15 protein-coding genes and 1 tRNA gene are annotated in these 15,778 nt (G+C 59.7%); 10 read left to right on the top strand and 6 right to left on the bottom strand.

Going from position 1 to position 15,778, the window contains the following annotated elements:
- The first annotated feature begins 19 nt into the window (after positions 1 to 19).
- Together QP971_RS00825 and QP971_RS00830 are read left to right on the top strand one after the other, a co-directional pair.
- A complete protein-coding gene (locus QP971_RS00825) occupies positions 20 to 1,591 on the top strand; it encodes an alpha/beta fold hydrolase (RefSeq protein ID WP_284810546.1) in 1,572 nt (523 codons plus the stop codon).
- Between the two features lie 53 nt (positions 1,592 to 1,644).
- Positions 1,645 to 1,718, top strand: a tRNA-Arg gene (locus QP971_RS00830).
- A 222-nt stretch (positions 1,719 to 1,940) separates the two neighbouring features.
- Here the strand turns inward: QP971_RS00830 and QP971_RS00835 are convergent.
- The 5 genes from QP971_RS00835 to QP971_RS00855 form a co-directional block, all read right to left on the bottom strand.
- Positions 1,941 to 2,384 carry a hypothetical protein gene (locus QP971_RS00835; protein WP_284810548.1) on the bottom strand — a complete coding sequence of 148 codons (444 nt, stop codon included), beginning with the start codon at positions 2,382 to 2,384 and terminating at the stop codon, positions 1,941 to 1,943.
- Complete coding sequence (locus QP971_RS00840) at positions 2,381 to 3,940, bottom strand: hypothetical protein (protein ID WP_284810550.1); 1,560 nt, start codon at positions 3,938 to 3,940, stop codon at positions 2,381 to 2,383. Before QP971_RS00840 ends, QP971_RS00835 begins: the two co-directional genes overlap by 4 nt.
- Positions 3,941 to 3,986: 46 nt before the next feature.
- On the bottom strand, positions 3,987 to 4,784 hold the full coding sequence (locus QP971_RS00845) for a tyrosine-type recombinase/integrase (protein ID WP_284810551.1): 798 nt from the start codon (positions 4,782 to 4,784) through the stop codon (positions 3,987 to 3,989).
- Positions 4,745 to 5,041, bottom strand: coding sequence for a hypothetical protein (locus tag QP971_RS00850; protein WP_284810553.1), 297 nt, complete (start codon positions 5,039 to 5,041; stop codon positions 4,745 to 4,747). Before QP971_RS00850 ends, QP971_RS00845 begins: the two co-directional genes overlap by 40 nt.
- Before the next feature lie 116 nt (positions 5,042 to 5,157).
- Positions 5,158 to 6,183: a hypothetical protein gene (locus QP971_RS00855; protein WP_284810555.1), complete on the bottom strand. Its 1,026-nt coding sequence runs from the start codon at positions 6,181 to 6,183 to the stop codon at positions 5,158 to 5,160.
- Between the two features lie 55 nt (positions 6,184 to 6,238).
- On the opposite strand from QP971_RS00855, the gene QP971_RS00860 reads away from it, so the two are divergent.
- The 6 genes from QP971_RS00860 (at position 6,239) to QP971_RS11365 (ending at position 13,330) form a co-directional block, all read left to right on the top strand.
- Positions 6,239 to 6,583 carry a helix-turn-helix domain-containing protein gene (locus QP971_RS00860; RefSeq protein WP_284810556.1) on the top strand — a complete coding sequence of 115 codons (345 nt, stop codon included), beginning with the start codon at positions 6,239 to 6,241 and terminating at the stop codon, positions 6,581 to 6,583.
- 90 nt (positions 6,584 to 6,673) lie between these two features.
- Complete coding sequence (locus QP971_RS00865; protein WP_284810557.1) at positions 6,674 to 6,925, top strand: helix-turn-helix domain-containing protein; 252 nt, start codon at positions 6,674 to 6,676, stop codon at positions 6,923 to 6,925.
- A gap of 328 nt (positions 6,926 to 7,253) precedes the next feature.
- The gene (locus QP971_RS00870) at positions 7,254 to 9,506 is read left to right on the top strand and encodes a site-specific DNA-methyltransferase (protein WP_284810558.1); all 2,253 of its coding nucleotides are present in this window, start codon (positions 7,254 to 7,256) and stop codon (positions 9,504 to 9,506) included.
- A gap of 3 nt (positions 9,507 to 9,509) precedes the next feature.
- Entirely contained in the window at positions 9,510 to 12,077 is a 2,568-nt protein-coding gene (locus QP971_RS00875) for a DEAD/DEAH box helicase (RefSeq protein WP_284810559.1), read from the top strand.
- 348 nt (positions 12,078 to 12,425) lie between these two features.
- Positions 12,426 to 12,947, top strand: a complete 522-nt coding sequence (locus tag QP971_RS00880) for a Panacea domain-containing protein (protein ID WP_284810560.1) — start codon at positions 12,426 to 12,428, stop codon at positions 12,945 to 12,947.
- Complete coding sequence (locus QP971_RS11365; RefSeq protein WP_431831065.1) at positions 12,944 to 13,330, top strand: type II toxin-antitoxin system PemK/MazF family toxin; 387 nt, start codon at positions 12,944 to 12,946, stop codon at positions 13,328 to 13,330. Before QP971_RS00880 ends, QP971_RS11365 begins: the two co-directional genes overlap by 4 nt.
- Before the next feature lie 140 nt (positions 13,331 to 13,470).
- On the opposite strand, the gene QP971_RS00885 is transcribed toward QP971_RS11365, so the two are convergent.
- Positions 13,471 to 14,268: a MerR family transcriptional regulator gene (locus QP971_RS00885; RefSeq protein ID WP_284810561.1), complete on the bottom strand. Its 798-nt coding sequence runs from the start codon at positions 14,266 to 14,268 to the stop codon at positions 13,471 to 13,473.
- A 99-nt stretch (positions 14,269 to 14,367) separates the two neighbouring features.
- Between QP971_RS00885 and QP971_RS00890 the strand changes: the two genes are divergently transcribed.
- Together QP971_RS00890 and QP971_RS00895 are read left to right on the top strand one after the other, a co-directional pair.
- Positions 14,368 to 14,874, top strand: coding sequence for a hypothetical protein (locus QP971_RS00890; RefSeq protein ID WP_284810563.1), 507 nt, complete (start codon positions 14,368 to 14,370; stop codon positions 14,872 to 14,874).
- A gap of 2 nt (positions 14,875 to 14,876) precedes the next feature.
- On the top strand, positions 14,877 to 15,776 hold the full coding sequence (locus QP971_RS00895) for an ABC transporter ATP-binding protein (RefSeq protein WP_284810564.1): 900 nt from the start codon (positions 14,877 to 14,879) through the stop codon (positions 15,774 to 15,776).
- The last annotated feature ends 2 nt before the right edge of the window (positions 15,777 to 15,778 follow it).

Below are 15,778 nucleotides of genomic sequence, written 5' to 3' on the forward strand. Positions count from 1 at the left end.
TATTCTGGAGACCTAACCTATGCTTTCTTTTTCTTCTAAACTTGCGGCCACGCTCGGTGCTGCTGCGGTCGCCATTGGTGTTACTGCACCGATTGCCATGGCCGCGCCACAAGACACCAAGCCCGCCATTTCCTGGGAAGACTGCCCAGAGCAGGTGAACATCGACAGCGCCGAGTGTGGCCGCATCGAGGTCCCTACGTACTACGACAACCCTGATGCCGGCACCATTAGCGTCGGCTTCGTGCGCGTTCCCGCCGCCAACCCAGGCGCCCGTCGTGGCGCGCTGTTTACCAACCCTGGTGGCCCAAGTGGTGATGCCTATATGTGGGCTGGAAATACCGCTGTTCCGTGGCCGCAGGCCGTGCGCGATGAGTGGGACACCATCGGCGTACAACCGCGTGGCCTACCGGGCTCCACCCCAGTTAAGTGCGATGCCACGGCCACCAGCGATCCGATCCAAGGCAGCCTCCAAGTAGGAAAGCTCACCCGCGATGCCTGTGAAAAGAACACTCCGGGCTATACCAACTCACTGACCACTGCGAATACCCTGCAAGATTGGGAAATGGTGCGCCGCGCCTTGGGCGAGGAAAAGATTGACATCGCCGGTACCTCCTATGGCACCTATCTCGGCTCCGCCTACGCCACCAAGTATCCAGAGCACACCGGCAAGGTCTTGCTGGATTCGGGCATGAGCCCCACACTGGCGTGGAATGGCATCTTTGCTTCGCAACAGCGTGGCTATGAAAAGGGACTGCACGATCTCTTCGGGTTTATTGCCAAAAATGACGCCAAGTACCACCTCGGCACCACCCCGCTGCAGGTCTATGAAAAATGGTCACAGAAGGTAGCCCGCGAGGCCGGCGTTCGCCCCACAGTTTTGCCACCGAACGCCAAGATTGGTGACCTGCCTCCAGGCCTCGAGTTTGCTGGTCAGCCTGGTGCGGACATTATGACCGCCACCGGCCCACTGCGCGTGCAGGCGGAGTTCCTCAGCCAAAAAATTCAAAACCCCAACGCTGTGCAGGTAGCCTCCCCGCTATTGAACATGACACGAATCCTCGTTCCGGTTCCTGCGCAGTGGGACGCCTTTGCCAAGCACCTAAACGGCATCGAGCCCATGGATGCTGAGCAGCCCGACTCGGAGGCACTGCGCAAACATCAAGAGTCCGTCGCTCAAGCGATGAATATGCAAAACCTCATCGTCTGCAATGAAAACACCGTGCCCGGCAATCCGCTGCTATACCCGAGCTATCTGTGGACCAACTTCGTCAGTGCTGATCCCTTCACCCTCATCAATTCCCTCTACGGCTCCGGCGCGGGCTGCGGTGGCCGCGCGCCGATCACGGGCCAGGCGCCTCTCGACGGCTCCAAGCTGGCCACCAAGCCCCTCCAGATCCAGGCTACGGGCGACCCACAAACACCGTATCAGTACCACACCAGCCTCTCGAAGCCGATGCAGTCGCGCGTGGTCACCGTCCATGGTCCTGGTCATGGCCACTTTGCCTCTAAGAATAAGGTCGTTGATGACATCGGCGTGCACTACCTGCGCACCGGCGAAGCCACTACTGCCGACGCCCCCGGGTTGATTTAGTCCCCCGCCAACCCATGCGCTAAAATCACATCGTTGGGAATTTTCCCAGCGATGTCTCCGTAGCTCAGCGGATTAGAGCATCGGTTTCCGGTACCGAAGGTCGCAGGTTCGATCCCTGTCGGGGACACATTCACCGCTGGGGGTTTCGGACATTTGGACGATGTTCGTTCGGATAATTAAACTCCAAACCCCTCCGCGCCGACCGTCGGGCTACCAGCGCCGATGAACGGCACGAAAACGGCCCCGGAGCCTCAAGAATGAGGAACCGGGGCCGTTCATCTGTTCGACTTCACGTCCCTTTTCGACGCTTCACCACGACGAGTAGACCGAGCGCATATCTGCGGTCGGTCTAGGCTACGCCGGGGACGAGGTCCGGTCCCCTCGTTCGACGGTTCTTGTAGAAGTCGAGGTCTGAATCGTCGTCCTCGTACTCGGAGACGAACCTCCGGCGCTTCGGCGGCTCGGGACGCTTCGGGTCCGGGCCGCGGTCGAAAACGTCGTCCTTCGCACTGCTGACAATGAGTCGGTGATTCGTGCCCGCCACGGCAAAGGCCGTCAAGAAGAACTGCGAGGCCCAGCCTCGCATGAGCCGGGTCCTTGGGTCGTCGATGAACGCACCGAGGGGACCTTTGAGTGTGCCGTTGACGGACTCGACAGAATTGCGCCGAACGTAGATTTCGGCCCACTGCTTCGAGTACACCGCAGGTCCGTCCTGGACGAACTTCATTGCCCTAGTGAGTGGGTCGGTCGAGTCCTGGGCTTGCTCCACCGGGATTCTTACCGGCACGGTCACGCTCGACACGTTTGTGCAGCAGCGGGGCTGGTTGTCAACGATGGGTCTTTCGCCTTGCGGGCCTTGGCGACAAGGTGGTCGATGGGCCAGCCGTTCGGGTCGTTGACGTGGCGACGCTTCACAAAAGGACAGACCACATGAGCGCCGGACCCCTTTGCGGGACACATCATTTTCTGATTGCCGTTTTGGTCTATGCCGCCCTTTGGGCGCAGTTCGAGGAGTCGACGTTGCTCGATGACGCGCTCGAACTGGTCGTCGTCAATCTCCCCGTCTCGCAGGTCGCCGCGGGGGTCAATCCCGTGCTCCAGGTAGCGCACTAGCGGGCAGTGGAACTTTCCGTCCACCAGGGTCGCGCCCGACGGGTCGACGTACTGGATATCTGACTGGTCGCTGCGCTGGTCGGCGACAATCTTGTATCCCGCCCAGCGCACCGGCAGTTGGAAGTCTTTCGCTTTCGGCTGCGGAACATACGCGCGGTCCGACAGGAGGTAGCCCTTGGGTACGTCCGGGTCGTCCATGAGCCACCGGAGCGCCTCGATACCGATGGTGCCGGGACGGACGTGGGGCTTTTCAAAACTCATTCCCATGATGAGCCCTGGCACGGTACCCTCGCCGGAGAATCCCCCGCCGACCGCCACTGCGAGGGTCGCCTCGTACGCCCAGAGCCGTTTCGTAACGTCCAGGCCGTTGACGATTTTCTCCTTGTTGTACCAACCGGCCTCGAAGTTGGAGCCCATCTTCCGGTGCATGTGTTCAGGCGCGTTCCTGGGGTTGGGTCGGCCGGGTGCGCGGATTGGAGTCGCGTCGAGGGAGATGGAGCCGTCCCAGGTTTGCCAGAGTTCGTCACTGACCTCTAGGTGGCTTGCTCGCGCAAGAGCATTGCCGAACTCCAGCGCACGCACCCGGTGTACTTCCCTGCGGCGGTTGAGCGCCTCGGTGAATGTTTCGCCGTCGCGCTGGGCAATGAGACGAAGTGCTCGCTGACTGATAATTCCGTCATGTCCCCCGGCACGCTGGTCGAACTCCGCCTTGACGAGTCGGTGCTGTCGGGGAATATCCCAGAACGGGTCGATGAGATTGCGAACGGTTTTCGATGTGTACCAAAGCGGGTCGTACCAGGCACGCTTCTGTTCCTGCCGGTCTTTGCGCTTTGATAACCCACGGATAAGCGTCGCTTTATCCGTAAGCCCCAGCACGTCGATGGCATTGTCGGTAATCCCGCCGTCCACGAACAGGTCGGCGAGAGTCGAGAGGTACATCGGCCTGCCGTCGCGGGCGAGGACGAGCAGCAGTGTGAGAACAACCTCGTCGCTGAAAATCTGTTTTGGCCCGGCACCGCGGGGGTTGGTGAGTTCGTTGTCCTCCCGGCGCCACGTTTCAAGTAGCCGTGGAAGGTCCGAGGAGCGGTAGAGGCGGAGCGCATGACGCACCTTGGAGGCGTCAATTCGGTAGAGCGATTTTCGACCGGCGACCCGCTCGCTCGTGTAGTCGGGTGCGAGGCCGAGGTCGCCAGATAGGGCCTCGAACACGTCACGGTTGGCGACACGGTAGGTCATGTGCTTCACCTCCTCTCGGTTTAGTCAGGGGACAACGAATGTGCTGTTAAACGAGTCGAAGTGGTTGTGGTCCACCTGGTCCCGCGAGGAGCCGCCGAGCCTGTTCACCGGTCGCAGGCGGGCGGTAACGCTTGTAGTGCTGGAGGTCTTGCAGACCAGCGGCAGCGCAGATGACCGAATCCGGCACTCCCGCCTGCATGTGGTCGACAATCCAGGTAGCCCGTAGTTGACCCGGACGGATAGGCACGCCGACTTTCCCGGCTCTACGCAGGAACATGCGCAGTACGCCCGAGTCCGCTACCTCCCGGCCTGGAGCAAAAAGAAAACCCCGCTGCGCCGGAAAGTTCTCCGAGAGAATCTGGACGTAGTACGACAACCACTCGTCGTACTTGTGGCTTACCGGGACCTCGCGCACGGGCGCTCCCCGGTAGCCGGACGGGTACACGCACAGCGTGTCGCCAATGGCGCGAACGTCGCAGTAGCGCAGGCCCTCAACCTCGCAGTGGCGCAGACCTGCCCCGAGAGTGAGCCCGAGCAGGACACGGGCTTTGTCGACGCGGTCCTTGTTCGTCTGCGCCACCGGGAATTTGCGGACCAGCGCGAGTTCGTCCGGGGTGTACGGTGCGACCGCCGTGGAGTCACCGAATCGGCGCTTGCCGTCGTCGCCGTCCCAATCCGGGTTGAGTGCTCGGGCAAGTGCTTCTAGGACACCGCGCGAGGCTCCGCGGACGTTGTCGGACTTGTCGTTGAGGTAGTGCCCGACGTGGTAGTTGATATTCGCCCGCGTCAGCAGCGACTCGTAGGTCAGTTCGCGCCCGCCGAGGTGGTGTGCATGTCGTAGCAAAACCAGGCGAAGACCCGCATGTAGCGGCGGACAACGTCGTCCTCGTCGTCCTCGTCGTCCTCGTTGTTCAAAACGGTGGAGACCGCTTTCGTGACGAAGAATCGAATCTCGTCCCAGTAGTCCCAGTGGAGGTGAGCGGGCCGGTAGTGCGTGTAAACGAGCACGGCAAACTCGCTTCGTGGCACCAGGAAGTAGCCCGTAGTGCCGGGTAGTCGCCCGGCCTTAATTGTGGAGTCAGACCGCGCGGGGGTGTGCATGACAGGTGGTTGCGTGTACGCAACTCTTACGCGCGATTCAACCGTCACGGTTGCCTGTAGGCAACCTCTCGGAATCCGTGTACCCCCAACCGCGTGCGGGAACCTGCAACGCCGCATTAGAGACCCACCCCCGAGCGCAAGTTGGCAACCCGGTTCGCCATGAACGGGTCGAGGGGTTCCCGCCTCGGGTCACGCGGTCCGGCTTGCTCCAATCGGTAAGCGGCGTGAGCGACAGACTCGGTGTTTGGGAAACCAGCCAGGTAGGCGATGGTTTCGTAGTCAAGCCCCTCGTTGATTAAGCCTGCGAGCCAGGTGTTGCGGAGAGTTGTAAACCTCGGAATACCCCGGTCACCCTTATAGTGGCGCGTGAGCCGGGGAACCTTGAGCCTGCCGCGGCGCTTGTACTCCTCAACTCCGTGGTAGAAAACATATTCTTCGGGACCGACACCGTCCACGAGAGCCAGGAGGTCGTCGGTCCAGGACCGCGCAACCGGCACGACGCGGGTGTAATCATCGGTGACGGTCGCGGTAAGTATCCCGTCCGTCCTAGCGAAGTCGGCCCCGCGAGCCGCGAGCATGTCCTTGAGGTTGAACCCAGCACCCAGCGTGAGCGCGAGCGCACCGAGATACGGGACGCGACGGCTTTCAGGCCCAATTTCCAAACCAACTTGACGAAACTCTAAAACCTCGTCCGAGGTGTACGTCGGGAGTCGCTTGTGGGAGGGGGTCTTGAAGTCCCGAATTTCCTCCAGATTCACACCCGGAAAGAGTTCTTCGCAAATGAGAATCGCGTATTTTCGGGTGGACCGTTGCAGATTCACGGTAATCCCCGAGTTGTTCAAGTACCAGAGAATGAACCGCTCGTTAAAGACCTCTCCCGGGGAGGTTCGACCCTGCTCATACCCGGACCCCATAAGTGCCGCGATAACCCTCATCGTTTGGTAGACGGTCGGCTCAAACGAGATGTCCGCCCGGTTCATTGAGTCGGGAACACAGCGGGACTCCTCAAAGTAACGGGTCGAAATTTCGACGACGTTGTCACGTATGTGGTCCCATACATCGAGATTGACGTGAGTTTTGGTAGGCGTGTACGACCGGGCGACCTTGTCAGCCCATGCGTAACGGTCAGCGAGTTTGCCCATGCGACACCCCCTCGCAATACGCGGGAATGGTGTCCGTCCCTCGTAGTCTGACACCATGCCCGAACTGCCCGCTAAAAGTGAGGCACCCGCCACCAGACACCCCAACTGGGTAAGCCTCTCCCCCGCCGACATCGACGACCCCGTCTACCGGGTCGCCGCCGAATTGCGCGACAACCTGAACGCGGTCGTGAACGAGTTCGTGAACGAGGGTTGGGTCACCAGCCAGGCTGACCTGTCTGCGCGACTTGGCCTTCCGAAGAGCACCCTGTCGAGACTTTCCCGCGGTCTCGTCTGGCCGCAGGCACGTCTTATCGCCTACCTGGAGGTCACCCTTGAACGACCGATTTGGCCGAGCACTACCGGGGACGTGACACATAGCAAACCGGAGTTCCTCGGCTAAATGGCCTCGACCGAGTGGCCCGTTCCCAAGCGCCGTTTCCCCGACTGGCCGGGAGTGGATGCCGCTGACCTGGAGACCCCCTATCGGGAGGTGTGGGAGTTCACTCGCGCGTTGCAGTCGGAACTCGATACCGCGATTCGCCGGGGCTGGGTCAGCGGCGACACCGAGTTCGCGCTGCGCGTGGGAATCAGCGAAAAGACGCTGCACCGTTACCTGCGGGGTGAAACCTGGCCGAGCGTGCAGTCCATTGCGGTCATGGAGCGCGCGCTCGACACCCGCCTGTGGCCCAGACGTAGGCTTCGGAGGCCACGCGCTCGCCCGCTGTGGCGCCAGGGCGACTAGGCCGTGAATCGTACAAATGTTCATGCCCATAACTCCAGCATGAGTTGACGAAAACACAGCCTCGATCTTGCACAGGTTCCCATCAGACATGCTTGACCGAGACTCGACACTATTGCCTCGTGATTAACGATTTTGAGTTCTCACGTTTGTACGTCAAAAATCGCCCATCGGCGTGTCGCAGTCTGTAGACCACCTCGAACGGTGCCGTAGACCCCCACTTTTGGCGGTGGCCTGGGGACGTGACATCAGCACCCGGTGTGTGTTGTCGAGGTGGTGTCGACCGGTCAAGGTAGGCTGGGGAGATACCGTGATGAAAGGACGTGGGACGTTGTCCAACTTCACCGAATTGATTGAGCGTGCGCGCTCGGTCGACCCGGACCTCGCTAGAGACCTCGAAAACGAGGTTCGAGACCTTAACAGCCAACGCAAGTTCGGGCTCGTTTTCGAGCGCCACCTACCAGAGTCAGTGAACCTCCCGGGCCGCAAGGTCCGCCGCGGCTCGAAGGTCCGCATGCTGCCACCGCGCGGGGAAACCACGAAGGTGGACCGGCGAGTATGGACTGTGAAGACCCTAGACGACGACACCGCAACTCTTCGGTTCATTGGCACGGATAAGCAGGTTGAGGAGACCGAGCGGCCGGTTGAGGACCTGGTCGCCGTGGCCGAGTTCAACGACACCATCTACCCCGGCTTGGTCCCGGACGGCGAGGTCAACGGTGGGGACGTCGATGACCCTGCTCATGTGGTGATTAACGCGGAGAATTATCACGCGCTGGAGATGTTGACCTACACCCACAAAAACTCTCTGGACTGCATATACATCGACCCCCCGTACAACACAGGAAAGGACGAGTGGATCTACAGCGACCGCTACATCGAACCCACCGATGACTACCGCCACTCGAAGTGGCTCGCCTTCATGGAGAGACGACTTCGGATTGCGAGGGACCTTCTGCGTCCTACTGGCGTCATTATCGTAGCCATCGGCAATGAGCAGCAGCACCGCCTTCGTATGCTCATCGACCAGATTTTCGGGGAGACAAACTTCCTCTCCAACGTCACATGGAATGGCGGTCGTAAGAACGATTCCCGATTCGTCTCCAACGGAGAGGACTACATGCTCGTCTACGCCAAGGATAAAACAGCGTGGATTAAGGAGGGCGTGAAGGTCAAAGACTCCCCGGACGTGAGCAGTTTAGAAACCGCCGACGACATTGTGGAGAGAGGTGCCCGCTGGCGCGCCCCGAAAGAGGGATACGAGGCCGTACTTGAGAAGGGCGCCGAGGTCTGGCGTGAGGCACGGCTTACTGCGGTTGAGCAACAGTTCGGCTCCGATAGCGCAGAGTTCTCACGCCTAGCGAGTGCAGGAGACAACACCGCCTTCGACGCTGTGTATACGTCGATTAACCAGGTGTTGCCCGCCGACGACCAGAAGCAACTGTTTCGACGCGCGGAACTGGACGGAGAGCAGCGTATGCGAGCGTTCTACCGGCAATTTCCCTCGGACGACCCCGTACGAAAGACATTCGGGCGATACAACTACTTCCTGCCCGATGGAACCCTTTGCCGAGATGACAACATCACCTGGCCGGGTGGCGGCGGTCCGGCCTACGACGTTTTGCACCCAGTGACGGGCAAGGCGGTGCCTGTTCCCGATAGAGGTTGGCGTTTCTCCACTTCCGAGCGTATGCAGGAAGAGGTCGAGGCGGGGCGGGTCATTTTTCGTAAGGACCACACCAAACCGGTCAGCCTCAAGCAACCCCTGGAACAGACTTCCGGGACTGTCCTGTTGTCGGCATTTGACCGGCAGCGAACGCACGGCTCACGGCACTTGCATTGGAACAACAAGGGTGAAGTTCGCGGCGTGTTCGCGGAGAACCGTTTTCCTAATCCGAAGGACGTCACCGTACTTGCGCAATGGATTGAAGTCTGCTCCCCGCGCGACGGCGTGGTCCTGGACTTCTTCGGCGGCTCCGGTTCCACGCTGGAGGCGGTCGCGCTCGTCAACCAACGCTCCTCGTCACAGCGTCGCGCGATTGTCGTGACCAACAACGAGGTCGGTAAGAAACAGGCTGCCGCGATGACCAAAGACGGTCTGCGCAAGGGTGACGTCGAGTGGGAATCCCAGGGTGTCTACGAATACGTCACTAAGCCACGTACCCGAACGATAATCACCGGCCGCCGTGAAGACGGTTCGGATTTTTCTGACGGCATGCGAGCCAACGCCAAGTTCTTCACGCTCACCTACGAGGACCCGCTGGCTATCCAACTCGCGCGCGGGTTTAGCCGTATCGCTCCCCTGCTGTGGCTGCGCGCGGGCCAACAAGGACCGGTCATCGACGACCTCACCGACAGGGGCTACGGCGTCTCCGCCTACTACGGCGTTATTGAGTCGCTCGACTACCTCGACGACTTCATCGCCGAGGTCGAGGACAAGCGCCCGGACCTCATTTACATCATCACCGACGACCGTCGTCAGTTCCAGCACGTCGCGGGCCTTCTGCCCAGCGGTATCGACACCGTGCGCCTCTACGAGTCGTACCTGACAAACTTTCAGGTCAACACAGGAAGGTACGCATAAACCATGCGCTATATCCTCAAGGACTACCAGGAAGACGCAGTGCGCGAGGTACTGCAAAAACTCACCCGCGCCAAGCGAAACTTCGAGTTCGACGGCACCCCGTCCGCCTTCGCGCTGTCAGCCACAACCGGCGCTGGCAAGACGGTCATGGCCGCGGCGGTCATCGAGGCCATTTTCGAGGGACGTGAGGACAACCTCTTCGAGCCCGACCCCAATGCAGCAATTTTATGGTTCTCCGACGACCCCAGTCTGAACGAGCAATCTCGCAAGAGCCTTATCAAGGCGAGCGAGGTTCTGGCGTTTAGGACCCAAACCATCGAGTCCGATTTCGCCGCCGAGCGACTCGACCCCGGCATGGTCTACTTCCTGAACTCGGACAAACTCTCGAAGAACGGACGTCTCGTTCGCGGTGCCCAGGACGACGAGCAAGAGCCCCTTCTGGCGCGCCCTGACACTGCCCAGCACAATTTTTGGGACGTGCTGCGAAACACGGCCGACGACGGCACGGTCGTCTACATGTTCCTTGACGAGGCGCACAGGGGCATGAACCCGAAGAACCGGACCACCATCGTGCGAAAACTCGTCGACGGCGCGCACGGTGCTCCCCCGGTGCCGATTCTTTTCGGTATCTCCGCCACCCCGGAAAGATTCGAGGAGACGATGGGCACTATCGCCGACCGCGACACCATCTCGAACGTCGAGGTCGACCCGGCGAGGGTGCGGGACTCCGGCATTATCAAAGACGAGATTGTGCTCACGTTCCCCACCGAGGTCGGTGACTTCGAGACCACGGTGTTGCGCGCGGGTGCCGAGAAACTCGCACTCTCGCACGCGGCGTGGGCCGAGTACACCGCGGGCGACGAACAACTCGCTGACGTGATTCCGTTGATGGTGGTCCAGGTGCCGGACGGCGCGAAACCGGAGGACTTTGGCCGCTGGGTTTCCACGATTGCCGACACCATCGACATCGCACCGGAGGCGTTTTGCAACGTGCTCGGCGAGCACCAGGACATCGCGCTGCCCGGCTCCATGCACATTCCGTATATCGAGCCGGACAAGGTGCAGGGACGTGAGCGAATCCGCGTCGTGTTCGCCAAGACCGCTATCTCAACGGGCTGGGACTGTCCGCGTGCGGAGGTGTTGGTGTCGCTTCGACCAGCCAAGGACCAGACCCACATCACACAGACTATCGGTCGCATGGTGCGCTCGCCGCTGGCGCGTCGTATCGAGGGCAACGGCCTATTGAACTCAACCTGGTGCCTCTTGCCGCGCTTCGACGAGGAAACCACCAAGGCGATGGCGGGACATATTAGCAAGGGCAAGTTCGGTGGCGGCGGCACGCTGCTACCGACCGTCCTCATCGACGCAATCCCGCTCGGCCGCAACCCCAAGGTGGATAACGACAAGGCGCTGTGGCGCGCGCTTTCCGCTGTGCCGACCTATGCCGTGCCGAGGACGATTCGAGACGACATTCGGCGACTGAATGAGTTGTCCCTGCTGCTTAGCCAGCACGGCATTATCAAGGGTTGTGTCGCACAGGCCGACGACTTTATGACCCGTGCGATTCGCGCTGCCGCCCACATGTACGAGGACAAAGTCGAGGACGCGAAGCGCGACATCGAGACCGCCTCACTTCGGGACGTGACGGCTGTTGTAGGCGGCGGCGTCGACTACACCGCGTCCGAGTACACGATGGTTGCCGACGACCGTTCGATTCAGCAGTCGCAGAAGATGGCCGAGCGGGGCTTATCTGGCAGGCAGTTGAACAAGTACATCAACTCCCTTATCGACGACCCGAAAAACCCGATGGACACCTATGACGCCACGCTGCAAGGTGTTGCCGCAGGGTGGGTTGACGAGGTTGTGGACCGCGCGCGTATGGACGCAGCGACCCGCGTGAAGACCCTGTTGACCGAAACTCGCACGGCGCGCAAGGCGCTATCTGACGAGGAGCGTTCGCACTATGAGCGCGTCATCGCCTCCGGTGCCGAGCCACTGACGACCGACTTCGTGCTGCCGAGCAAAATCATGGTGCAGCGCGAGCAGGTCCGCGACGCCGATGGTGAGCCGGTGCGCGACAAGTACGCCTACACCACTGCGACGTACACGGGCCACGTCATCGCTGACAAAAAAGGGCTGTTCCCGGTCGAGTTGAACACCTGGGAGCGGCACGTCCTCGAAACCGAGCAGGCGCACGATAAGCACCAGTTCTGGTACCGCAACCCCTCTCGTGCCGGTTCGTCGAGTGTGGTGGTGCCCTACCTCTACGAGGACGAGTGGCGCGCGATGTGCCCGGACTTCATTTTCTTCACCAAGCGCGGCGACGACGTGGAGATGAACATTGTCGACCCGCACGGCGCGCACTTGGGTGACGCGCTGGCGAAACTCCAGGGTCTTGCCCGCTACGCGGAGCGCCACGGTGGGGCGTTTGGTCGTATCGAGGCGGTCGCCGAGATTGACGGGACGTACCGGGTACTGGACATGCAGCAGGAGGTTGTCCGCAACGCTGTGAAGAACGCGAATAGTGCCGTGAGCGTGTACTCATCTGACGTAGCGACTGACTATTCCTAATCAAGTTCCCAAGACACAGCCGGGAGGTGACCAACCTCCCGGCTGTTTTTGCCGACCGGCCGACTTGGAGGGCGATTTCCCTGCGCGGTTCACCCGGGGCATGAATACGACCTCATAACATGGGGAATATATGTTCGATTAGTTTAGGGACGATGTCGAACCTGCCTGTAAAACAAAATGCAGGTGTCGATTGCCGCCCTTCTAGCCGAGGATACGAAGGGACGAACCAATCTAGTGTTAGGATCAAATAGAAGTTGAGGAGGTGAAGTTATGGAACCCCTGTTGCAGTTCCTTTCATGGGCTACCCGACGTGAGTCTGATGAAGGTCTAACCCCTTCGATTACGAATATGAAGGCACAGAAGTTGTCCTACCTCGCGGAGAGCCTCTATGGACACTTGGAAAACCGCGATTTATCCGACGGAACCTTCCAGGCTTGGGACCACGGACCGGCGCAGCCAGATTTGTACCGGTTTATCAAGTCTCGGGTTGGCGATAGCCCTGCCGCACCTTTGGAGCCATTTTCGACGGGTGACGCTATACCGCGCGATGTCGAGGAAATCTTCGATGGCATTTGGGAAAACTTCGGCGGGATGACTGCCACTCAACTGCGAAACTTCACGCACACTTACGGTCCTTATGAACACCATTATCGAGTCGGCGTTCGAGGTATCACTATCCCGAAGAATGAGATTCACGACGCGTGGCCGGACTTCATTAATGGTCTCCACGTTTTTGAACGTTCACCCGAAATGCGACGCCGAGTTGACGCTCTCAAAACTCTTCCCCCGCATATTGACGCGTACTCAACGGATGGATTAAACAAAGAACTAATCCACAGCATTTTTGCCGGACACGCCACCGAACGATGAGTTCACCCTTCCCGAAAGTTGTCCGGCGAGGCCGCCTCTACTTCGTGAGCGACGAGAAAATAACATTCGTCTCCAATGGTAAGCGAACCTGGCATGACACCCGTCGCCCGGTTCTGGTGGTCTCCCACGACAAAGTGAATAGCGATGAGTCAAACGAGGCCGTTTTCGTGTGTCCCCTCTCAAGTGGAGGTAACTCATCGAGTTTCGACGTTAAAATTGCCGCTTACGAAGGAGGGCTGCGTAAAAGAAGTTGGGTGAGGGTCGACCACTGCCAGCGCCTTCTCAAAAGCGACCTACAAGACTGTCTATCACAGGACGGGATTACACCCGCCGCTATGGAAGAGGTTCTCGCTAACCTCGCGGAAATCTTTCTTACACCATAGGGAATCGGCGGGTATCCTGCTAGGGAATCAACTTCAACCGGAACCGGCATACCGGCTGGGAGAGTGAATATCCGAATCTCCCCCGCTGACCACTAGGACTGTCTAGTGGTCAGCGGTTTATTTATCTTCCGGCCCGCTAGCTATGCCCACTCCGGGTTGTCCGTATCCACCCCTTGTGCCTTAGCTGCATGCTCAATCGCGTCTGCCAGCCACTGCGCCAACCCCTCCTGCTGCGTCTCATAGTGGGCACGGAAGCGCTCGTCAGCTACGTAGCCGCGCGAGATTAGGAAGTGCTTCGCTGGCGTGACGGGAAAGAAGGCGCTTAATGCTTCGCGGTGCTTTTCGACGATCCCCTGGGCCTCCTCCGACCCCGCACCCACACCGCTCGCTACGGCCTGGGCCAGCTCTTTTTCGACCTCAGCGACTCCGGCTTGCGCATCGCTCCAATTGTCCTTCGACCAGCCGGCAGTGCGCTGCTGATACACAGCCCAATCCTCACTCGATCCATAGGCCTCCTCTGCTTCTTGTTGATGCGCGGCGAAGTTGGCATCGCCGACAATCTGTCCGATTTCTTCGGTGGTGAGCTTTTGGTTATTCATTGCATCCTCCATCAGGGTGTCAATTGCTGCCAGCATGTCAGTAAGGCTGTCGCGCTGCGCGAGCAGGCTCTCCTTTTGCCTCCGCAAATGTTCTAAGTCGGAGGCACCGCCATCTAGCAGCTGTTTAATATCGGTCAATTTCATACCGGTGGCGCGATAGATCAGAATCTTCTGCACGCGGGCGCAGTCTTCTTCGGTGTACAGCCGGTAGTTGGACCAACTGCGCCACGTTGGAGACAGCAAGCCTTGTGCCTCCCAGTGATGCAAAGTGCGCACCGTGATGCGGAAGAGCGCTGCTACCTCGCCAACGGTATAGAGAACTTCATCGATGTCGTCCATGGCTTCATTGTCGCGCCTTACGCTGCGTCAGGGTCAACCGCCGGAGAAAATCTGCAGAATCTCTTGCCAGAGTGTTGGGTTTATGCAACACTTGGGTGCATGACAGCAAACGACGCCCCAGTTTCAACAACGATCCGCGCCAAACGGTTCCGCAGGCCCGGCCCCACCCGTGGATTAATCGCCTCAATGTATGGCTGCGTAGCCGTATCCGCGATTTTCCTCATCATTGCCCAGACATTTTCCGCCTATTGGGCCCTCTTTGCTACGTCGATAACAATCGCACTGTCGTGCATCCCGTGGACCATTCTGCGAATTTCCATCGACACCAAGGACACAAAACCTCTGGCCGCCCTCGATGAATACGAGGCCCAAGTGCTGGACGACTGGCGGCAAAAGGCGTTCAAGCTGTCAACGACATTGCTATTCGTCGGAGGATTGGCTGCTTTCGCATCTAATTTTCGGTTTCTGAACGGAGATACCTTCGAAATAAATAGCACCAAATTTCTGTTAGGAGTCGGCTACTACCTACTTTTTAGCTACTTCATCTCTGGCACCCTGCCCGCTGTCGGATACGCACTGACCTTCAACCAGACCTCGGAGGACTAGACATGCCCACCTTGACCATTGACCACCTCAATAAGTCCTTCGGGGACACTCAAGCCCTGCGGGATATGACCTTTAGCGTGGGTGACGGCGAAATCTTCGGTTTCGTCGGATCCAACGGCGCCGGAAAGTCCACCACCATGCGCATTGCACTTGGTGTGCTGGCGAAAGACTCCGGCGAAGTCTACTTCGATAACGCCCCAATTAATGACGATAATCGCCGCCGCATTGGTTATATGCCAGAAGAGCGCGGGCTCTATGGCAAAGAGCCGCTGCTTAGCCAGCTGGTCTTCCTCGGCACGCTGCACGGCATGGATAAGCCCGCCGCCAAGCGCGCCGGCACTGAGCTCCTTGAACAGTTAGGGCTGGGCGAGCGGATGGACGATAAGCTCGATGACCTGTCTTTGGGCAATCAGCAGAGGGTGCAGCTAGCGGCCTCCCTTATCCATGATCCTGACATGCTGATTCTGGACGAGCCTTTCTCCGGCCTAGACCCGGTTGCGGTCAACGTCATGTCAGACATGCTGCGCGAGCGCGCCAACCGCGGGGTGCCCGTCATTTTCTCCTCGCACCAGTTGGACCTGGTGCAGCGCTTGTGTGACCGCGTGGGCATTGTGACGAAGGGGCATATGGTGGCTGAAGGGGGCGTCGATAAGCTGCGCAGCCAAGGCCCGCCTCGCTTCGAGGTCGCTACCCCAGCGCGCGGCTGGTACCCGGAAAGCACAGAGCTGGTGACAGAAACTGCCGATGCCGTAGTGCTCCAAGCCGATCCCGCCGTAGATGATCAGACAATCCTGCAGGCAGCCCTTGCCGCAGGCCCGGTGCATTCCTTCGGCCGCAAGATCCCAGACCTGACCGAGCTTTTCCAGGACGTCGTCACCAGCAACCAGAATGAGGAGGCCTAAGC

It is taken from the genome of Corynebacterium marquesiae, from assembly GCF_030229635.1.
Lineage (GTDB): Bacteria > Actinomycetota > Actinomycetes > Mycobacteriales > Mycobacteriaceae > Corynebacterium > Corynebacterium marquesiae.